The following is a 19,165-nucleotide window of genomic DNA, read 5'->3' on the forward strand; positions in this document are numbered from 1 at the left end:
CCACCGTGGCGGGCCATCCCGCCGTACGTGTCGATGATGATCTTGCGGCCGGTCAGGCCCGCGTCACCCATCGGACCACCGATCTCGAACCGGCCGGTCGGGTTCACCAGCAGCCGGTACCCGTCGGTCACCAGCTTGATCCCGTCGTCCGCCAGCCGCTTGAGCTCCGGCTCGACCACGAACTCCCGGATGTCCGGCGTCAGCAGCGACTCCAGGTCGATGTCGCTCGCGTGCTGCGAGGACACCACCACCGTGTCGAGGCGGACCGCCTTGTCACCGTCGTACTCGATGGTGACCTGCGTCTTGCCGTCCGGTCGCAGGTACGGGATCGTCCCGTTCTTGCGGACCTCCGACAGCCGGCGCGACAGCCGGTGCGCCAGCGTGATCGGCAGCGGCATCAGCTCCGGCGTGTCGTCGCACGCGTAGCCGAACATCAGGCCCTGGTCGCCCGCACCCTGCTTGTCCAGGTGGTCGTCATCGCCCTCGACCCGGGCCTCGTACGCCGTGTCCACGCCCTGCGCGATGTCGGGCGACTGCGAGCCGATCGAGACCGAGACGCCGCAGGACGCGCCGTCGAAGCCCTTCTTGGAGCTGTCGTAGCCGATCTCCAGGATCTTCTCCCGGACCAGCTGCGCGATCGGGACGTACGCCTTGGTGGTGACCTCGCCGGCGATGTGCACCAGGCCGGTGGTGATCAGCGTCTCCACGGCGACGCGCGAGGTGGGGTCCTCCTTGAGGAGGGCGTCCAGGATGGTGTCGCTGATCTGGTCAGCGATCTTGTCGGGGTGTCCCTCGGTGACCGACTCCGAGGTGAACAGGCGGCGAGACACAGCGCTCCCTGGGGTTGCAGCGGCTGCTGACTGAACGACCACGACGCGGTGCGCACCGGCCATGGTCATCCGGAAAGACTTGATTCCTGGAGTGTAACGGTCAGGCCCCTCGGACGGGCCACCTGCCCGCGCAATCGGGCGTACAAGCAGTGCGGATCACAGCGCGTCGGCAGCTCGCAACCGGGTGACGACCTGGTCCCAGACGGTGTCCGCGAGCGCCTCCTTGGGGCCGTGCGGGACCGGCACCTCGGCCCCGTCGGCGGCCAGCACGACGGCGGCGTTGGTGTCCAGCCCGAAGGCCAGGCCGTCGCCGACCTCGTTCACCACCAGCAGGTCGCAGCCCTTGCGGGCGAGCTTGGCGCGGCCGTGGGCGAGCACGTCGTCGGTCTCGGCGGCGAAGCCGACCACCAGCTGGCCGGGGCGGGCCCGGTGTGCGGACAGCTCGGCCAGGATGTCGGGGTTGCGGACCAGCGCGACCGGGGCCGGCTCGACGCCGTCCACCTTCTTGATCTTCCCGGTGGCGTACTCGGCAGGCCGGAAGTCGGCCACCGCCGCCGCCATCACCACCACGTCGGCGTCCACCACCGCCTTCAGCGCCGCCTCGCGCAGTTGCAGCGCGGTGGACACCCGCACCAGGTCAACGCCGGCCGGGTCCGGCAGCTCGGCGTTGGCCGACAGCAGGGTGACCCGGGCGCCGCGGGCCGCGGCGGTGGCGGCCAGCGCGTAGCCCTGCTTGCCGGAGGAGCGGTTGCCCAGGAAGCGCACCGGGTCCAGCGGCTCCCGGGTGCCGCCGGCCGAGACCACCACGTGGCGGCCGGCCAGGTCGCGCTCCTGGGTCCCCCGGGCCAGCACCCGGCGGCAGGCCTCGAAGATCGCGGACGGCTCGGGCAGCCGGCCCTTGCCGGTGTCCACGCCGGTGAGCCGGCCCACCGCGGGCTCCAGCACGATCGCTCCCCGGCGGCGCAGCGTGGCGACGTTCTCCTGGGTGGCGGGGTGCTCCCACATCTCGGTGTGCATGGCCGGGGCGAAGACCACCGGACAGCGGGCGGTGAGCAGGGTGTTGGTCAGCAGGTCGTCGGCGAGGCCGTGGGCGGCCTTGGCCATCAGGTCGGCGGTGGCCGGGGCCACCACCACCAGGTCGGCCTGCTGGCCGATCCGCACGTGCGGCACCTCGTGGACGCTGGCCCAGGTCTCGGTGGCAGCCGGGCGGCCCGACAGCGCGGCCCAGGTGGCCTCGCCGACGAAGTGCAGCGCGGCCGCGGTCGGTACCACGGTCACCCGGTGCCCCGACTCGGTGAGCCGTCGCAGCAGCTCACAGGCCTTGTACGCGGCGATGCCGCCGCTGACGCCGAGGACCACGCGCGGGGCGTGGGGCTGCTCCGGGCTCGCGTTCATGGGTGCTGCATCTCCTCCGGGTCGGGTCGACGTTCACCTTACGACCCTTCAGACGCCGGGCGCGACGTGGCCCGGAGCACACGGAAGGGCCCGCCCCACCAGGTCTTTCGACCGGCGGGACGGGCCCTCACCGAAGGGGTGCCGGAGCTCAGGCCGCCTCGATCGCCTCGGCGGTCAGCAGGCCGGCGTTGATCTCGCGGAGCGCGATCGACAGCGGCTTCTCGTGCACGTGGGTGTCGACCAGCGGGCCGACGTACTCCAGCAGGCCCTCGCCGAGCTGCGAGTAGTAGGCGTTGATCTGGCGCGCGCGCTTGGCCGCGTAGATCACCAGGCTGTACTTGGAGTCGGTGGCCTCGAGCAGCTCATCGATCGGCGGGTTGATGATGCCCTCAGGCGCGGTCATCGAAGAGGACACGCTAGAACCTTCCGAAGTGGATATCTCTGACAAGGACCGGTTGTACGAACCGATCCGGTCAGACTACACCGAGCAAGGCTAGCAGCTCGGAGGCGACCTGCTCGACGGAGGTGTTGACCAGCGTCGTGTCGAACTCCGGCTCCGCGGCCAGCTCCACCTTGGCGGCGTCCAGCCGCTGGTCGATCACGTGCTGCGGCTCGGTGCCCCGGCCGGTGAGCCGGCGGACCAGCTCGTCCCAGCTCGGCGGGGCCAGGAAGACCAGCTGCGCCTCGGGCATCGACTCGCGGACCTGGCGGGCGCCCTGGAGGTCGATCTCCAGCAGCACCGGCTCGCCGCGTTCGAGCTTCTGCAGCACGGCCTGCCGGGGGGTGCCGTAGCGGTTGCCCGCGAACACGGCCCACTCCAGCAGTTCGCCGTTGGCGACCAGCTTGTCGAACTCGTCGTTGTCGACGAAGTGGTACTGGACCCCGTCCTTCTCGCCGGGCCTCGGGTGGCGGGTCGTCGCCGACACCGAGAGCCAGACCTCGGGGTGCTGCTTCCTCATATGAGCGACGACCGTGCTCTTGCCGACCCCCGAAGGGCCGGAGAGCACGGTCAGCCGCGGACGCTCACTCATGCACCGATTATCCCGGATCGCGGACGATCCGGGGACCACGGGGTACGACTCGGGGTCCGGTCAGGACGCCGCGCCGCCGAACTCCCGCTCCAGGGAGGCGATCTGGTTGGTGCCGAGACCACGGACACGGCGGCTCTCGGAGATGCCGAGACGCTCCATGATCTGCTTGGCGCGCACCTTGCCGACGCCCGGCAGGCTCTCCAGCAGGGCGGAGACCTTCATCTTGCCGATGACCTCGTCATCGGCCTTGCCCGCCTTGATGACGTCGTGCAGCGAGGCGCCGGAGTGCTTGAGCCGGTTCTTGACGTCGGCACGCTTCCGACGAGCCTCGGCGGCCTTGGCCAGCGCGGCGGCGCGCTGTTCAGGAGTAAGGGGCGGAAGAGCCACGCCGTTCACCTCAGGTGTGAATGGAAGGGAGGAGCTATGACTGGTGGTGCCCGGCCACCGGAGGCAGACCCCTGGTTAGGGGCTCTGACCTGCGAGAGCGGCGGAAATCCGCCGCCGTTCGACGACCTACCGCCGGACACTACCCAACTTGGGCTTCCACGTCAGGAAAAGAACACGAAAAGTCCTGGTCAGCCAGGGCCGACCCAGGACTTTCCGGGCAAATCCACCGCGTTGCGGCCGGTATTCTCAGGCGTTTGTGACTGCGCTCACATCCTCGACGAAGCGCGCGGCGGCCTCCCGCAGCGCCGTCACCGACGGTCCGTGCTTCAGCACGTCACGGCTCACGCTGGGCACCACGTTGCCGACCTCGGCCCCGAAGACCCGCGGCAGGTCCTTGGCGGTGGCGCCCTGCGCGCCCACCCCGGGGGCCAGCAGCGGGCCGTTGATCGCGAGGTCCGCGCCGGCCTCGGCGAGGGTCGCGCCGACCACCGCGCCGAAGGAGCCGAGCGGCTCTGCGCCGGCGTTCTCGGCCGCCAGCCGGTTCAGCACGCCCTGGGCGACGCTGACGCCGTCGGCGCCGAGCGCCCGCTGCACCTCGGCCCCCTCCGGGTTGGAGGTGAGCGCGAGCGCGAAGAGCCCGGCGCCGTTGGCCCGGGCCAGGTCCACGGCGGGCTGCAGCGAGCCGAAGCCCAGGTAGGGGCTGACCGTCAGCGCGTCGGAGAACAGCGGGCTGCCCGCGGCCAGGAAGGTCTCGGCGTACGCGGCCATGGTGGAGCCGATGTCGCCGCGCTTGGCGTCCATCACCACCAGCGCACCGGCCGCGCGGGCCTCGGCCACCGTGCGCTCCAGCACCGCGATGCCGCGGCTGCCGAACCGCTCGAAGAACGCGGCCTGCGGCTTGAGCACGGCGACCCGGTCGGCCAGCGCCTCGACCACGGTGCGGGAGAAGGTCTCCAGGCCCGCCACGTCGTCGGCCAGGCCCCAGGCCGTCAGCAGGGCGGAGTGCGGGTCGATGCCCACGCACAGCTGGCCGCGGGTGTCGAGGGCCGTACGGAGGCGGGCGCCGAAGGGGGCGAGGGTCACGGGGATCCTTCCGGTCGGGGGGTGGTCCGGTGGGCGAGGCCCACCACGTCGGTGAACTTGGCGAAACCGCGGGCCGCCAGCTCGGCGCGCAGCTCGTCGAGGATGCGCAGCGGGGCGGCGGGGTCGTGGAACAGCGTGGTGCCGACCGCGACACCGTCCGCGCCGGCCAGCGCGAACTCCAGGGCGTCCCGGCCGCTGCGCAGGCCGCCCATGCCGATGATCGGCACCTGCGGCATGCGGCCGGCCAGCATGGCGGCGTGGACCTGGTGGACGCAGCGCACCGCGATCGGGCGTACCGCGGGCCCGGACAGGCCGCCGGCGCCGCTCGCCAGGGCGGGGCGCAGCGTGTCCAGGTCGATGGCCAGGCCCTGGGTGGTGTTGATCATCGAGAGGCCGTCGGCGCCGGCCTGCACGCAGGCGGCGGCGATCTCGGTGATCGAGGTGACGTCAGGCGAGAGCTTGGCGTACACCGGCAGGTCCGCGTCGGCCACCTGGCGCACCGCGCGGACCACGTCGTACGAGGTGGCGGGGTTCCCGGCGAACACCGGGCCGCGGGCGGCGGCGTTCGGGCAGCAGAGGTTGACCTCGATGCCGATCACGCCGGGGCGGCCGTTGAGCCGGGCGGCCACCTCCGCGTACTCCTCCAGCCGCTCCCCCGCGATCGACACCAGGACCCGGGCGCCGCGTTCGGCCAGCCACGGCAGCTCGGTGCGGACGAAGACGTCGATGCCGGCGCCCTGCAGTCCGATCGCGTTGAGCAGCCCGGAGGGGGTCTCGGCGGTCCGCGGGGTGGCGGCGCCGGCCCGGGGCCGGGCGGTGATGGTCTTGGTGGTGACGGAGCCCAGCTCGTCCAGCGGGACGAACCTGGCCAGCTCCCGCCCGTACCCGGCGCAGCCGGAGGCGGTGGTCAGCGGGTTCGGCAGGGTGTGCGGGCCGAACGGGACGGTGAGGTCGACGTCCTCGGGGTTCACCGGGCCGCCACCTCCGCCGCGGGTGCGCCTTCCAGGTCCGGCGGTACCGAGCCGAGCTCCGACCAGCGCACCCGGGCGCCGTCGAACACCGGTCCGTCGGTGCAGCAGCGGGTGAAGCGGCTGACGCCGTCGGCGCCGACCACCGGCAGTACGCAGCCCATGCAGATCCCGGTGCCGCAGGCCATCGGGGTCTCGACCGCCGTCCAGCAGCGCACCCCGAGCTCCTGGGCGATCCGGGCCGTTTCGGCGGCCGGCGCGGCCGGACCCGCGGTGTACACCACCCGGGCGTCGATGGCAGCGATGGCCTGGGCGAGCGGTCCGGTGACCCGGCCGGGCAGGCCGGCCGAGCCGTCCGCGGTGACCACCAGGACGTCCTGGGTCAGGGCCCTGGCCCGCTCCACGCCGTACAGCCGGTCGGCGCCGGCGGCGCCCAGGATGAAGCCGACCTGGCCGCCGGCCCGGCGGATCTCCTCGGCGAGGGTGAGCAGCGCCGCGGCGCCGTACTCCTCGGCCACCAGCAGGGCGCTGACCGGGCCCTCGGGCAGCGGGAAGGGGGTGCCGAGCGGGGCGATCAGGGCGAGCCGGTCGCCGGCCCGGGCGCGGCGCAGTTCGCGGGTGCCGGCCCCGTGGTCGGCGAGCACCAGCTCGATGGTCCCGGCGGCCGGGTCGGCGCGGTCGATGTGGAAGGCCCGCCGGAGCAGCAGCGAGGACCCGGGGCCGCCCACCGCGAGGGTGGCGAAGTGGCCGGGTGCGACCCGGGGGGCCGCCTCGGGCGCCCGGAGCACCAGGCGGCGGTACGTCCCCTCGGCGGTGCTGGCGAGCACCTCGGCATCGCTCTGGACGGGGTTGGCCATCTCGCTCCACCTCTCGGCCGGCCGTTGTGACGGTGTGAACTCTCCCAAACCCGTCCGGACACTGTCACTTCGCCCGGACGCCCGCACGCCCGTGCGCCGCGCCCCGCTCAGGCGTCCGGCTTGGCGGTGCCGACCGCCTCGGCGATGGTGCGGTAGCCGCTCACCCGCAGCCGGTCGGCCAGGCCGCGGTGCATCCGCCGCATCCAGAACGGCCCCTGGTAGATGAAGGCGCTGTAGCCCTGGACCAGGTCGGCGCCGTGCAGGATCCGCTGCCAGGCGTCCTCCGCGGTCTCGATGCCGCCGACCGAGATCAGCACCAGCCGGCCCTCGGTGCGCGCCCGCAGGCGCTGCAGCACCTCCAGCGAGCGGGCCTTCAGCGGGGCGCCGGACAGGCCGCCCATGCCGATCTCCTCGATCCGGTCGGCGCTCTCGCGCAGGCCGTCGCGGCCGATCGTGGTGTTGGTGGCGATGATGCCGTCGAGGCCCAGGTGCAGAGCCATGTCGGCGATCTCGTCGATGTCCTCGTCGGCCAGGTCGGGCGCGATCTTGACGAGCAGCGGGACGTGGTGCGCGGTGGCGGCGTCGGCGGCCTTGCGGACGTCCCACAGCAGCGGGCCGAGCACCTGGACGGCCTGCAGGTTGCGCAGCCCGGGGGTGTTCGGGGAGCTGACGTTGACCACCAGGTAGTCGGCGTACGGGGCGAGCCGCTCGGTGGACTTCAGGTAGTCGGCGGTGGCGTCGGCCTCCTCGACCACCTTGGTCTTGCCGATGTTGACGCCGATCACCGGGGTGGAGGTGGTGTGCGGGCGCGCGGCGAGGCGGGCGGCGACCCGGGCGGAGCCCTGGTTGTTGAAGCCCATCCGGTTGATCAGCGCCCGGTCCTCGACCAGGCGGAACAGCCGGGGCGCCGGGTTGCCGGGCTGCGGCTCGCCGGTGACGGTGCCGATCTCGACAAAGTCGAAGCCCAGCATCGACAGGCCGTCGATGCCGATGCCGTCCTTGTCGAAGCCGGCGCCGAGGCCGAACGGGCCGGGCAGGTCCAGGCCGAGCGCGGTGGTGCGCAGCGAGGCGTGGCGGGGGGCCAGCACCAGCCGGACCAGCTGCCGCAGACCCGGGACCGAGGCGGCCAGCCGGATCCAGAAGAAGGCGAGGTGGTGGGCCTTCTCCGGGTCCATCTTGCGGAAGACGAGGTTGAACAGGGTCTTGTACACGGGCAGGCCTTCCTGAACGGACATGGGAAGTGGGGGGCACCCGGTCCCGGTGCCCCCCACTAGGGTCGTGCTACTTGCGGCCGGCGTTGATCAGCGCCGCGTGCTCCTGCAGCGACATCACCCCGACCTCGCCGCGGGTCAGCGCGTCGATGCCCTGGACGGCGGCGCCCATCGCCTGCACGGTGGTCAGGCAGGGCACGCCGCGGGAGACGGCGGCGGTGCGGATCTCGTAGCCGTCCAGGCGGCCGCCGGTGCCGTACGGCGTGTTGATGATGAGGTCGACCTCGCCGTCGTGGATCAGCTGGACGATGGTCCGCTCGCCGGTCTCGCTCTCGCCCTCGCTGTGCTTGCGCACGATGGTGGACGGGATGCCGCCGCGCTGGAGCACCTCGGCGGTGCCGGCGGTGGCGAGCACCTCGAAGCCGAGCTCGACCAAGGCGCGGGCCGGGAAGACCAGGTTGCGCTTGTCGCGGTTGGCGACCGAGACGAAGACCTTGCCCTTGGTGGGCAGCGCGCCGTACGCGCCGGCCTGCGCCTTGGCGTACGAGGTGCCGAACACCTTGTCGATGCCCATGACCTCGCCGGTGGAGCGCATCTCCGGGCCGAGCACGGTGTCCACGCCGCGGCCGTGGATGTCGCGGAAGCGGCTCCACGGCATCACGGCCTCCTTGACCGAGATCGGGCAGTCGGCGGGCAGGGTGCCGCCGTCGCCCTCGGCCGGGAGCAGGCCCTCGGCGCGCAGCTCGGCGATGGTGGCGCCGAGCGAGATCCGGGCGGCGGCCTTGGCGAGCGGCACGGCGGTCGCCTTGGAGGTGAACGGCACGGTCCGGGAGGCGCGCGGGTTGGCCTCCAGGACGTAGAGGATGTCGCCGGAGAGCGCGAACTGGATGTTGATCAGGCCGCGCACCCCGACGCCGCGCGCGATGGCCTCGGTGGAGGTCCGCAGCCGCTTGATGTCGTAGCCGCCGAGGGTGATCGGGGGCAGCGCGCAGGCGGAGTCGCCGGAGTGGATGCCGGCCTCCTCGATGTGCTCCATGACGCCGCCGAGGTAGAGCTCGGTGCCGTCGTAGAGCGCGTCGACGTCGATCTCCACCGCGTCGTCGAGGAAGCGGTCGATCAGCACCGGGTGCTCGGAGATCAGGCCGGCGTGGCGCTCCAGGTAGGAGGCGAGCGAGGCCTCGTCGTAGACGATCTCCATGCCGCGGCCGCCGAGCACGTAGGACGGGCGGGCGAGCACGGGGTAGCCGATCTCGTCGGCGATCGCCTTGGCCTCCTCGAAGGAGAACGCGGTGCCGTGCTTGGGGGCCGGCAGGCCGGCGTCGCGCAGCACGCGGCCGAAGGCGCCGCGTTCCTCGGCGAGGTCGATCGCCTCGGGCTGGGTGCCGACGATCGGCACGCCGTTGTCCTTGAGTGCCTGGGCCAGGCCCAGCGGGGTCTGGCCGCCGAGCTGGACGATGACGCCCGCCAGCGGTCCGGCCTGCCGCTCGGCGTGGACGATCTCCAGCACGTCCTCCAGGGTGAGCGGCTCGAAGTAGAGCCGGTCGGAGGTGTCGTAGTCGGTGGAGACGGTCTCCGGGTTGCAGTTGACCATGACGGTCTCGTACCCGGCCTCGGCCAGCGCGAAGGAGGCGTGCACGCAGGAGTAGTCGAACTCGATGCCCTGGCCGATCCGGTTCGGGCCGGAGCCCAGGATGATCACGGCGGGCTTGGTGCGGGCGGCGACCTCGCTCTCCTCGTCGTAGGACGAGTAGAAGTACGGGGTCCTGGCGGCGAACTCGGCGGCGCAGGTGTCCACGGTCTTGAAGACCGGACGGATGCCGAGCGCGTGCCGCACCTCGCGGACCACGTCCGGCTTCAGGCCGCGGATCTCGCCGATCTGCTGGTCGGAGAAGCCGTGCCGCTTGGCGTGGCGCAGCAGCTCGGGGTGGAGCTTGTCGGACTCGGCGAGTTCGGCGGCGATCTCGTCGAGCAGGAAGAGCTGGTCGACGAACCACGGGTCGATCCGGGTGGCGTCGAACACCTCCTCCTGGGTGGCGCCGGCCCGGATGGCCTGCATCACGGTGTTGATCCGGCCGTCGGTCGGGACCTGGGCCTCGACCAGCAGTTCGGCCTTGTCGCCCGGCTCGCCGGTCCAGCTGAACTGCGAGCCCTTCTTCTCCAGCGAGCGCAGCGCCTTCTGCAGCGCCTCGGTGAAGTTGCGGCCCATCGCCATGGCCTCGCCGACCGACTTCATGGTGGTGGTCAGCGTGGCGTCGGCGCTCGGGAACTTCTCGAACGCGAACCGCGGGACCTTGACCACGACGTAGTCGAGGGTCGGCTCGAAGGAGGCCGGGGTCTGCTCGGTGATGTCGTTGGGGATCTCGTCGAGCGTGTAGCCGACGGCCAGCTTGGCGGCGATCTTGGCGATCGGGAAGCCGGTGGCCTTGGAGGCGAGCGCGGAGGAGCGCGAGACCCGCGGGTTCATCTCGATGACGATGACCCGGCCGTCCTCGGGGTTGACCGCGAACTGGATGTTGCAGCCGCCGGTGTCGACGCCCACCTCGCGGATCACCGCGATGCCGATGTCGCGCAGGATCTGGTACTCGCGGTCGGTCAGCGTCATCGCCGGGGCGACGGTGATCGAGTCACCGGTGTGCACGCCCATCGGGTCGAAGTTCTCGATGGAGCAGACCACCACGACGTTGTCGTGCTTGTCGCGCATCAGCTCCAGCTCGTACTCCTTCCAGCCGAGGATGGACTCCTCCAGGAGCACCTCGGTGGTCGGCGAGAGGGTCAGGCCCTGGCCGGCGATCCGGCGCAGGTCCTCCTCGTTGTGCGCGAAGCCGGAGCCGGCGCCGCCCATGGTGAACGAGGGGCGGACCACGACCGGGTAGCCGCCGAGGGTGTCGACGCCGGCGAGGACGTCCTCCATCGAGTGGCAGATCACCGAGCGGGCGGACTCACCGTGGCCGATCTTGGCGTTGACGGCCTCGACCACGCCCTTGAACAGCTCGCGGTCCTCGCCCTTGTTGATCGCCTCGACGTCGGCGCCGATCAGCTCGACGTTGTACTTGTCGAGGGTGCCCGCCTGGTGCAGCGAGATCGCGGTGTTGAGCGCGGTCTGGCCGCCCAGCGTCGGCAGCAGCGCGTCGGGGCGCTCCTTGGCGATGATCTTCTCGACGAAGTCCGGGGTGATCGGCTCGACGTAGGTGGCGTCGGCGATCTCCGGGTCGGTCATGATGGTGGCCGGGTTGGAGTTGACCAGGATCACCCGCAGGCCCTCGGCCTTGAGCACCCGGCAGGCCTGGGTGCCGGAGTAGTCGAACTCCGCCGCCTGGCCGATGACGATCGGGCCGGACCCGATGACCAGGACGGACTTGATGTCGGTGCGCTTCGGCACGGTCAGCTCCCTGTGGTGGTGCGGGCCGGGGCACCGGCCATCAGGTCGACAAAGCGGTCGAAGAGGTACGCGGCGTCGTGCGGGCCGGCCGCGGCCTCCGGGTGGTACTGGACGCTGAACGCCGGGGTGTCCAGGCACTGGAGACCCTCGACCACGTCGTCGTTGAGGCAGACGTGGGAGACCTCGGCGCGGCCGTACGGGGTGTCGCTCACCCTGTCCAGGGGCGCCTGGACGGCGAAGCCGTGGTTGTGCGCGGTGACCTCGACCTTGCCGGTGGTGCGGTCCTGGACCGGCTGGTTGATGCCGCGGTGGCCGTACTTCAGCTTGTAGGTGCCGAAGCCGAGGGCGCGGCCGAGGATCTGGTTGCCGAAGCAGATGCCGAACAGCGGGGTCCGGCGCGCCAGTACGCCCTGCATGACCGCGACCTGGTGGTCGGCGGTGGCCGGGTCGCCCGGGCCGTTGGAGAAGAACACGCCGTCGGGCTCGACCGCGTAGACGTCCTCGAGGGTGGAGCCGGCCGGCAGCACGTGCACCTCGATGCCGCGCTCGGCCATCAGCTGCGGGGTCATCGCCTTGATGCCGAGGTCGATCGCGGCGACGGTGAAGCGCTTGGTGCCGACCGCCGGCACGATGTACGGCTCGGTGGTGGCGACCTCGGCGCAGAGGTCGGCGCCCTTCATCTCGGGCGCCTCGTTGACCCGGGCCAGCAGCGCGGACTCCTCCGCCAGCGCGGGGCCGGAGAAGATGCCGACCCGCATCGCCCCGCGCTCGCGCAGGTGGCGGGTGAGCGCCCGGGTGTCGATGCCGGAGATGCCGACCACGCCCTGGGCGGCGAGCTCCTCGTCCAGCGAGCGCCGCGAGCGCCAGTTGGAGGGGACCCGGGAGGGGTCGCGCACGACGTAGCCGGCCACCCAGATCTGCTTCGACTCCGGGTCCTCGTCGTTGACGCCGGTGTTGCCGATGTGCGGCGCGGTCATCACGACCACCTGGCGGTGGTACGAGGGGTCGGTCAGGGTCTCCTGGTAGCCGGACATGCCGGTGTTGAAGACGGCCTCGCCGAAGGTCTCGCCGACGGCGCCGTAGGCCTGGCCGCGGAAGGTCCGGCCGTCCTCCAGGACGAGCACGGCGGGCACGCGCTCCCGCCTCAAGCGCTGAGTGGTGGGGGCAGGTGCGGTCATGATGCGGTGCCTTCCGTCTGCTTGGTACGGGGGGAGAGTTCGAGGGTGGCGGCGACCCAGTCGGCGTGCTGCTCGGGCCGGTCCAGCCGGAAGCCGGACTCCAGCTCGGCCTCGCCCAGGCGCCAGCCGACCACCAGCAGGCCGGCGGGGACGACCTTGCCGGCGATGCCGGAGTCCTGGCGGGCGCCGGTGAGCGCCTCGGCCGGGATCCACAGGTCGGCCTCGCCCGGGCGGCGGACCAGCAGGCCGCGCCCGGTCAGGGTCAGTTCGGCCAGGCTGCGGTTGCCGAGGCCGTGGGCGACCACCCGGTCCAGCCAGTTCCCGGCGGTGGTGGTGCCGTGGTAGCGGCCTGCGGCGCTGCGGACGGCCTCGCCGGGCTCGGCCGGGACGGCGGGCAGCGCGGACAGGTCCGACTGCAGGGTGCGGCGCCAGTTCCAGCCCTGCCGCATCAGCCAGTAGACCAGCGCGATGACGATCACCAGGCCGACCGTCCAGCCGATGTAGCCGGGCCAGTTGGTGACCTTGGCCTGGCCTTCGGCGGCGAGCCGCGCGACGGCGGTGGCGGTCACTTGAGCCCGCCCTGCTCGGCCAGCTCGCCGGCCAGCACGGTGGCGGTGCCGCGCAGGAAGGTGGCGTGCACCCGCCCGGGGAGGTCGAGACCGCGGTAGGGGGTGTTTCGGCTGCGCGTCGCAAAGCTGTCGGGATCCACGAGCCCACGGTACGCGGGATCGAAGAGCACCAGGTTGGCCGGTTCACCGACCGAGACGGGCCTTCCGTGGCCGGTCAGACGGCCGATCCGGGCCGGGCGGTGGGACATCCGGTCGGCCACGCCCTCCCAGTTCAGCAGGCCGGTGTCGACCATGGTCTGCTGGACGACCGAGAGCGCGGTCTCCAGGCCGACCATGCCCATCGCGGCGACGGCCCACTCGCAGTCCTTGTCCTCCGCGGGGTGCGGCGCGTGGTCGGTGGCGACGGCGTCGATGGTGCCGTCGGCCAGCGCGGCGCGCAGCGCCTCCACGTCGGCGGCCGTGCGCAGCGGCGGGTTGACCTTGTACACCGGGTCGTAGCTGCGGACCAGCTCGTCGGTGAGCAGCAGGTGGTGCGGGGTGACCTCGGCGGTGACGTCCCAGCCCTTGGCCTTGGCCCAGCGGACGATCTCCACCGAGCCGGCCGTGGACAGGTGGCAGACGTGCAGCCGGGAGCCGACGTGCGCGGCGAGCAGCACGTCACGGGCGATGATCGCCTCCTCCGCGACGGCCGGCCAGCCGCCGAGGCCGAGCTCGCCGGAGACCTGGCCCTCGTTCATCTGGGCGCCCTCGGTGAGCCGGGGCTCCTGGGCGTGCTGGGCGACGACGCCGTCGAAGGCCTTCACGTACTCCAGCGCGCGGCGCATGATCACCGCGTCGTCGACGCACTTGCCGTCGTCGGAGAAGACCCGCACGCCTGCGGCGGAGTCGTGCATGGCGCCCAGCTCGGCGAGCTTCTTGCCCTCCAGGCCGACCGTGACGGCGCCGACCGGCTGCACGTCGCAGTAGCCGGACTCCTGGCCGAGCCGCCAGACCTGCTCGACCACGCCGGCGGTGTCGGCGACCGGGAAGGTGTTGGCCATCGCGTGGACGGCGGTGTAGCCGCCCTTGGCCGCCGCCTGGGTGCCGGTGAGGACCGTCTCGGCGTCCTCGCGGCCGGGCTCGCGCAGGTGGGTGTGCAGGTCGACCAGGCCGGGCAGGGCGATCAGCCCGTGGCCGTCGATGTCGATGTCGGCCTCGGCGGTCAGGCCGGTGCCGATCTCCCGGAACACGCCGTCGGCGATGAGGATGTCCTGGGGCGCACCGCCGAGGATCTGGACGTTGCGGATCAGGTAGCTCGTCACTTGGCGGCCTCCGGGGAGTCGGTACGGGATGCGTCGGCGGGGGCGTCGGCGAAGACCGCCCCGCCGAGCAGGAGGTAGAGCACGGCCATCCGGACGGAGACCCCGTTGGCGACCTGCTCGACCGCGGTGCAGCGCGGGGAGTCGGCGACCTCGGCGGTGATCTCCATGCCGCGGACCATCGGGCCGGGGTGCATCACGATGGCGTGCTCGGGCAGCTGGGCCATCCGGATGCCGTTCATGCCGTAGCGGCGGGAGTACTCGCGCTCGGTCGGGAAGAACGCGGCGTTCATCCGCTCGCGCTGGACCCGCAGCATCATCAGCGCGTCGGTCTTGGGCAGCACGGCGTCGAGGTCGTAGCTGACCTGGCAGGGCCAGTTCTCGATGCCGATCGGCAGCAGGGTCGGCGGGGCGACGAAGGTGACCTCGGCGCCGAGCGTGGTCAGCAGGTGGACGTTGGAGCGGGCGACCCGGCTGTGCAGGACGTCGCCGACGATGGCGACGCGGCGGCCGGCCAGGTCGTGGCCGGTGCCCGGGTTGAGGTGGCGGCGGATGGTGAAGGCGTCGAGCAGCGCCTGGGTGGGGTGCTCGTGGGTGCCGTCACCCGCGTTGATCACGCTGCCGTGCAGCCAGTCGGAGCCGGCCAGCCGGGCCGGCGCGCCGGAGGCGTGGTGGCGGATGACGACGGCGTCGGCGCCCATCGCCTGGAGGGTCAGCGCGGTGTCCTTGAGGCTCTCGCCCTTGGAGACCGAGGAGCCCTTGGCGGAGAAGTTGATGACGTCGGCGGACAGCCGCTTCTCGGCGACCTCGAAGGAGGTCTTGGTGCGGGTGGAGTCCTCGAAGAAGAGGTTGACGACGGTCCGGCCGCGCAGTGTGGGCAGCTTCTTGACGGAGCGTCCGGAGAGGTGGGCCAGCTCCTCGGCGGTGTCCAGGATGAGCAGGGCGTCGTCGCGGCTGAGGTCCGCGGTGGAGACGAGATGGCGCTTCACGCGGTCACTCCGGGAGGTGCGGGTCGGACGGCTGGGCGGCGAGCGCCTGGGAGGACCGGGCGGCGTAGTCGCGGTCGCCGACCAGGACGGCGTCGCGGCCGTCGGTGTCGGCGAGCTGGACCTGGACGGCCTCGCGCAGCGAGGTGGGCAGGTTCTTGCCCACGTAGTCGGCGCGGATCGGCAGCTCCCGGTGGCCGCGGTCGACCAGGACCGCGAGCTGGACGGCGCGCGGCCGGCCGATGTCGCTCAGGGCGTCCAGCGCGGCCCGGATGGTGCGGCCGGAGAACAGCACGTCGTCGACCAGGATGACCAGCTTGCCGTCGATGCCCTCGGCGGGGATCTCGGTGTGCTCCAGCGCCCGGGCGGGCTTCAGGCGCAGGTCGTCCCGGTACATGGTGATGTCGAGGGTGCCGAGCGGGATCTCGCGGCCGGCCACCTGGTTGAGCCGGGCCTGGAGCCTGCGGGCGAGGTGGACACCGCGGGTGTGGATGCCGAGCAGCACCACGTCGTCGGCGCCCTTGGCGCGTTCGACGATCTCGTGGGCGATCCGGGTGACGATCCGGGTGATGTCCCCGGCGTCGAGCACCTGGTGCGGCGGGCGCGGTGCGGATGCAGAGATGGGCGTGGTCATGCCGAAGCGGACCTCCTTCCCCGCCTCACTGGACGGGCCTTAAAGGATGTCTGGAATTGGGCTCCCGACCGTGGCGGAAGCCTCGCCCATGGTAGCAGTGCGCTCACCCGCACCGAGGACCGACCCGTTCCGCTTCCCCCTTTCGTGCGTACCGCGGCGGTTCACGGACCGGCCGGGAGCTATTCGCACGACTGCCCCATTCGGCTTGACGCGACTACCTCACTCTACGTAACCTCACAGTGAGTTACGAGACCGCCGCTGTACCCACCGGTACAGTCGGCCGGATCCGCGGTCATCACCCGCCCGCTCGTGGCTCACCACTGAACGCGAAGCAATCTCGTCCGGGGAGATCTATGTCCAGCGACTACGCGAAGCAACTCGGGGCCAAGCTCCGGGCGATCCGCACTCAGCAGGGTCTCTCCCTGCACGGCGTCGAGGAGAAGTCCCAGGGTCGCTGGAAGGCAGTCGTCGTCGGCTCCTACGAGCGCGGCGACCGCGCGGTGACGGTGCAGCGCCTGGCCGAGCTGGCCGAGTTCTACGGCGTCCCGGTGCAGGAGCTGCTCCCCGGCGGTACCCCGGGCGGTGCGGCCGAGCCGCCGCCGCGCCTGGTCCTCGACCTGGAGAGACTGACTCAGGTGCCGTCCGAGAAGGCCGGTCCCCTCCAGCGCTATGCGGCCACCATCCAGAGCCAGCGCGGCGACTACAACGGCAAGGTGCTCTCGATCCGCCAGGACGACCTTCGCACCCTCGCCGTGATCTACGACCAGTCGCCGTCGATCCTCACCGAGCAGCTGATCAGCTGGGGTGTGCTGAACCCGGACGCCCGTCGCGCGGTGCGCGAGGAGGACGCCGGCTGACGCTCCCCCGTCAGCAGAAACGTCACGGCGGGGTGTGCGGCCACGGCCGCGCACCCCGCCGTCGCGCTGTCCGGGCCGGGGTCCCGAGCCGCCGTCAGCACACCGAGCCGAGGCTGAATCCCGGCCGCGCCTCCACCCCGTCCAGCTCGACCGCGGCCGGGGTGTAGCCGAAGCCGGTGCTCTGCCAGGCCCAGGCCACCTGCCGGTACTCCCCGCAGGAACCCGCCGAGCCCTGCGAGCCGTGCAGCAGCGCCGCCCCCGGCAGCTCCCGGGCCAGGCCCACGCAGAGCACCGCGCACACCAGGTCGAGGTCCTCGTCGTGGATCCGCACCACGCCGTCGTCCCAGTGCAGCACCCGGGCGTCCGCCTGCAGCCGCCCGCCGGGCGCGTCGACCACCAGGTGGAACTGGAAGGTCCCGGCGCCCGCGCCCACCAGCATCCGGCGGAAGACCTCCGAGGCCTGGTCGTGGGCCTGCCGCAGCCGCGGCGGCAACTGCTCCTGCGGCCCGCACAGCGCACCGTCCAGCAGCAGGTCGGCGTGGCGCAGCGTCAGCCCGCTCTCCCGGGCCCGGACCAGCCGCGGCAGGAAGTCGTCGGCCAGCTCCTCGCCCTGGTAGGGCAGCAGCTGGGTCTGCAGCGGCGGGTTGACCAGGTAGCGGTCGCGGGCCTGCTGCTCGGCCGGGTCGAGGCCGTGCAGCAGGCAGAAGTCGGCGAAGTCCCCGGGGTGGAACATCCGGGCCTGGACGGTGCCGAAGACCCGCCGGGCCTCGGCCAGCAGGGCCGCGGTGTCCACCAGGTACGCCGCATGGTCGGCCGCGTCGGTCAGGCCCCACGGGCGGGCCCGCTCGAAGTCCTCGGGGCAGGCCAGGATCCCGGTGACGAAGGCCTCCTCGGGCCGGCGGCCGCTCCCGGGAGAGGTGCAGCGGGAGGACCGGGGGGTGCGGCTGTTCCGGGGCATCGCGGGCTCCTGGGGGACGGGGCTCGAAGGGGACGGCCGGGGACGGCCGCTGCCCCTGTTACTCCCCACCCCCACGCGCCGCACACGCACGCGGTGTCACAGACCTGTAACCGAGGGCAACACTCGCGCGCCCGGCGCTCACTGCGGGCGCGGCGCCCGGGCCAGCTGGCGGGACTGGGCGACCAGGCGGCCGGTGGAGTCCCAGATCTCGGCGTCCTCCTCGAAGTGGCCGCCGGCCAGGTTCCGGGTGGCGTGGCTGACCCGCAGCCAGCCCGGCGCCGGCTTCGCCCGCAGGTGGACCGTCAGTTCGACGGTGGGCGCCCAGCCGGGCAGGCCGAGGTCGAAGGTGACCGGCGGCAGCGCGTCGGCCACCAGCAGGAGCAGCAGCGGGTCCGGCTCCCGGCCGTCGGCCAGCTTGAACCAGCCCTGGATCCGGCCCTGCTTCGACGGCTCGCCGAGCGCCCAGCCGATGGTGGCCGGGTCGAGTCTCAGGTCGAAGCGCTCCAGCAGGGCGGCCTGCTCGACCAGCGACGGCGGCGCGTGCTCGACGCCGATGCACTGCTCCGGCGGCGGCATGACGGGCGGCTGCGCACTGGTGTGCACCTCGTCCCCGAACGCGGCCAGGTCGCCGTAGGTGGCGAGCACCCGCAGCCGTTCCTCGCCGTCCTGGACCAGCGAGGCGGTACCGGTGGACAGCGAGCGGCCCTCGCGGATCAGCTCGGTGCTGACGGTGGCGGGCCCCGGCCGGGCGGCGGAGAGGTAGTACCCGCTGATGGAGACCGGGTCCGGGTGGGCCGGGCTGCGCAGCGACAGCGCGTGGCCGGCCACCGCGAGCAGCAGGCCCCCGTTGACGCCGCCGCCGATCTGCCAGCCGGCGCCGAGCTCGGCCCCGTGGCGGCCGGGCTCCCCTGGGTGCGGGGTCAGGGCGATGCCCCGGTCGAACTCACTGCGTACGGCGGTGGTCATGGCGGTGTCCTTCGCTGCGGCGGTCCTCGGCCCACTCTTGCTACCGGCCAGTAGCTTACGCTGCGGCCGGTCCGGGGGCCAGGGACGCGTGAAGGCCGCCGGACCAGGGGTCCGGCGGCCTTCACGAGCGGGACGTCAGTCCCGGCGGATGGTCGGCTTCAGCTCCATGAAGCGGGCCAGCAGGCCGTTCACGAAGGCGGGCGACTCGTCCGTGGAGTACTCCTTGGCGATCTCGACGGCCTCGTCGACCACGACCGCGTCCGGGACACCGTCCTCCCAGATCAGCTCGTAGGCGCCGAGCCGCAGGACGTTGCGGTCCGCGACCGGCATCCGGTCGATCGTCCAGCCGATCGCGTAGGTGGCGATCAGCTCGTCGATCCGGCGGGCGTACTGGGTGTAGCCCTCGACCAGCTGCATGGTGTACTCGGCCACCTGCGGGATGCCCTCGTCGGGCCTCGGGTCGCGGGCGCGGGCCACCCAGTCGGCGAGCACCTGCTCCGGGGAGACACCGCGGTGGTCGGCCTCGAAGAGGATCTGGAAGGCCCTGGTGCGGGCCTTGCTGCGTGCAGCCGCCACGG

At 72.4% G+C, this 19,165-nt stretch carries 19 protein-coding genes; 1 reads left to right on the plus strand and 18 read right to left on the minus strand.

The features are described from left to right. The 15 genes from metK to pyrR form a co-directional block, all read right to left on the minus strand. Nucleotides 1–830: methionine adenosyltransferase (gene metK / locus AB0D08_RS08345; protein WP_359887043.1), on the minus strand; the 830-nt coding region annotated here is incomplete at its 3' end. Between the two features lie 156 nt (nt 831–986). Further along, nucleotides 987–2,225, minus strand: a complete 1,239-nt coding sequence (gene coaBC / locus AB0D08_RS08350) for a bifunctional phosphopantothenoylcysteine decarboxylase/phosphopantothenate--cysteine ligase CoaBC (protein WP_359887046.1) — start codon at nt 2,223–2,225, stop codon at nt 987–989. A gap of 148 nt (nt 2,226–2,373) precedes the next feature. Then, nucleotides 2,374–2,640 (minus strand): DNA-directed RNA polymerase subunit omega, encoded by a 267-nt coding sequence (rpoZ, locus tag AB0D08_RS08355; RefSeq protein ID WP_033819200.1) that lies wholly within the window; start codon nt 2,638–2,640, stop codon nt 2,374–2,376. Nucleotides 2,641–2,698: 58 nt separating this feature from the next. Next, the gene (gene gmk, locus AB0D08_RS08360; RefSeq protein ID WP_063794310.1) at nt 2,699–3,256 is read right to left on the minus strand and encodes a guanylate kinase; all 558 of its coding nucleotides are present in this window, start codon (nt 3,254–3,256) and stop codon (nt 2,699–2,701) included. A 60-nt stretch (nt 3,257–3,316) separates the two neighbouring features. Continuing rightward, entirely contained in the window at nt 3,317–3,643 is a 327-nt protein-coding gene (gene mihF / locus AB0D08_RS08365) for an integration host factor, actinobacterial type (protein ID WP_033819202.1), read from the minus strand. A gap of 246 nt (nt 3,644–3,889) precedes the next feature. Continuing rightward, complete coding sequence (gene pyrF, locus AB0D08_RS08370) at nt 3,890–4,726, minus strand: orotidine-5'-phosphate decarboxylase (RefSeq protein ID WP_033819203.1); 837 nt, start codon at nt 4,724–4,726, stop codon at nt 3,890–3,892. Then, on the minus strand, nt 4,723–5,697 hold the full coding sequence (locus tag AB0D08_RS08375) for a dihydroorotate dehydrogenase (protein ID WP_033819204.1): 975 nt from the start codon (nt 5,695–5,697) through the stop codon (nt 4,723–4,725). Before AB0D08_RS08375 ends, pyrF begins: the two co-directional genes overlap by 4 nt. Next, on the minus strand, nt 5,694–6,551 hold the full coding sequence (locus tag AB0D08_RS08380) for a dihydroorotate oxidase (RefSeq protein WP_033819205.1): 858 nt from the start codon (nt 6,549–6,551) through the stop codon (nt 5,694–5,696). The genes AB0D08_RS08375 and AB0D08_RS08380 overlap by 4 nt, the downstream gene beginning before the upstream one ends. 107 nt (nt 6,552–6,658) lie before the next feature. Then, nucleotides 6,659–7,762 carry a quinone-dependent dihydroorotate dehydrogenase gene (locus AB0D08_RS08385; RefSeq protein ID WP_033819206.1) on the minus strand — a complete coding sequence of 368 codons (1,104 nt, stop codon included), beginning with the start codon at nt 7,760–7,762 and terminating at the stop codon, nt 6,659–6,661. A 70-nt stretch (nt 7,763–7,832) separates the two neighbouring features. Then, the gene (gene carB, locus AB0D08_RS08390) at nt 7,833–11,141 is read right to left on the minus strand and encodes a carbamoyl-phosphate synthase large subunit (protein WP_359887053.1); all 3,309 of its coding nucleotides are present in this window, start codon (nt 11,139–11,141) and stop codon (nt 7,833–7,835) included. Nucleotides 11,142–11,143: 2 nt separating this feature from the next. Then, on the minus strand, nt 11,144–12,319 hold the full coding sequence (gene carA, locus AB0D08_RS08395) for a glutamine-hydrolyzing carbamoyl-phosphate synthase small subunit (protein ID WP_051812011.1): 1,176 nt from the start codon (nt 12,317–12,319) through the stop codon (nt 11,144–11,146). Beyond that, nucleotides 12,316–12,888, minus strand: coding sequence for a hypothetical protein (locus AB0D08_RS08400; protein ID WP_359887056.1), 573 nt, complete (start codon nt 12,886–12,888; stop codon nt 12,316–12,318). The genes carA and AB0D08_RS08400 overlap by 4 nt, the downstream gene beginning before the upstream one ends. Continuing rightward, nucleotides 12,885–14,189, minus strand: a complete 1,305-nt coding sequence (locus tag AB0D08_RS08405) for a dihydroorotase (RefSeq protein ID WP_033819209.1) — start codon at nt 14,187–14,189, stop codon at nt 12,885–12,887. Before AB0D08_RS08405 ends, AB0D08_RS08400 begins: the two co-directional genes overlap by 4 nt. Beyond that, complete coding sequence (locus tag AB0D08_RS08410) at nt 14,186–15,175, minus strand: aspartate carbamoyltransferase catalytic subunit (protein WP_033819210.1); 990 nt, start codon at nt 15,173–15,175, stop codon at nt 14,186–14,188. The genes AB0D08_RS08405 and AB0D08_RS08410 overlap by 4 nt, the downstream gene beginning before the upstream one ends. Nucleotides 15,176–15,179: 4 nt before the next feature. After that, nucleotides 15,180–15,806 (minus strand): bifunctional pyr operon transcriptional regulator/uracil phosphoribosyltransferase PyrR, encoded by a 627-nt coding sequence (gene pyrR, locus AB0D08_RS08415; RefSeq protein WP_033819211.1) that lies wholly within the window; start codon nt 15,804–15,806, stop codon nt 15,180–15,182. A gap of 353 nt (nt 15,807–16,159) precedes the next feature. Between pyrR and AB0D08_RS08420 the strand changes: the two genes are divergently transcribed. Then, the gene (locus AB0D08_RS08420; RefSeq protein ID WP_014134541.1) at nt 16,160–16,663 is read left to right on the plus strand and encodes a transcriptional regulator; all 504 of its coding nucleotides are present in this window, start codon (nt 16,160–16,162) and stop codon (nt 16,661–16,663) included. 94 nt (nt 16,664–16,757) lie between these two features. Here AB0D08_RS08420 and AB0D08_RS08425 read toward each other — a convergent pair whose 3' ends face one another. The 3 genes from AB0D08_RS08425 to nusB form a co-directional block, all read right to left on the minus strand. Further along, the gene (locus AB0D08_RS08425; protein WP_033819212.1) at nt 16,758–17,621 is read right to left on the minus strand and encodes a hypothetical protein; all 864 of its coding nucleotides are present in this window, start codon (nt 17,619–17,621) and stop codon (nt 16,758–16,760) included. Nucleotides 17,622–17,759: 138 nt separating this feature from the next. Beyond that, nucleotides 17,760–18,587 (minus strand): thioesterase family protein, encoded by an 828-nt coding sequence (locus tag AB0D08_RS08430; protein WP_359887062.1) that lies wholly within the window; start codon nt 18,585–18,587, stop codon nt 17,760–17,762. 135 nt (nt 18,588–18,722) lie between these two features. After that, nucleotides 18,723–19,163, minus strand: a complete 441-nt coding sequence (gene nusB, locus AB0D08_RS08435; protein ID WP_033819214.1) for a transcription antitermination factor NusB — start codon at nt 19,161–19,163, stop codon at nt 18,723–18,725. Nucleotides 19,164–19,165 lie beyond the last annotated feature (2 nt).

Source organism: Kitasatospora sp. NPDC048540 (assembly GCF_040651175.1).
GTDB lineage: Bacteria > Actinomycetota > Actinomycetes > Streptomycetales > Streptomycetaceae > Kitasatospora.

Bases quoted from the DNA above. Each gene is read 5' to 3' on its own strand.
- coaBC (WP_359887046.1), bottom strand. From the start codon at position 2,225: ATGAACGCGAGCCCGGAGCAGCCCCACGCCCCGCGCGTGGTCCTCGGC.
- gmk (WP_063794310.1), bottom strand. From the start codon at position 3,256: ATGAGTGAGCGTCCGCGGCTGACCGTGCTCTCCGGCCCTTCGGGGGTC.
- AB0D08_RS08380 (WP_033819205.1), bottom strand. From the start codon at position 6,551: ATGGCCAACCCCGTCCAGAGCGATGCCGAGGTGCTCGCCAGCACCGCC.
- carA (WP_051812011.1), bottom strand. From the start codon at position 12,319: ATGACCGCACCTGCCCCCACCACTCAGCGCTTGAGGCGGGAGCGCGTG.
- pyrR (WP_033819211.1), bottom strand. From the start codon at position 15,806: ATGACCACGCCCATCTCTGCATCCGCACCGCGCCCGCCGCACCAGGTG.
- AB0D08_RS08420 (WP_014134541.1), top strand. From the start codon at position 16,160: ATGTCCAGCGACTACGCGAAGCAACTCGGGGCCAAGCTCCGGGCGATC.
- AB0D08_RS08425 (WP_033819212.1), bottom strand. From the start codon at position 17,621: ATGCCCCGGAACAGCCGCACCCCCCGGTCCTCCCGCTGCACCTCTCCC.
- AB0D08_RS08430 (WP_359887062.1), bottom strand. From the start codon at position 18,587: ATGACCACCGCCGTACGCAGTGAGTTCGACCGGGGCATCGCCCTGACC.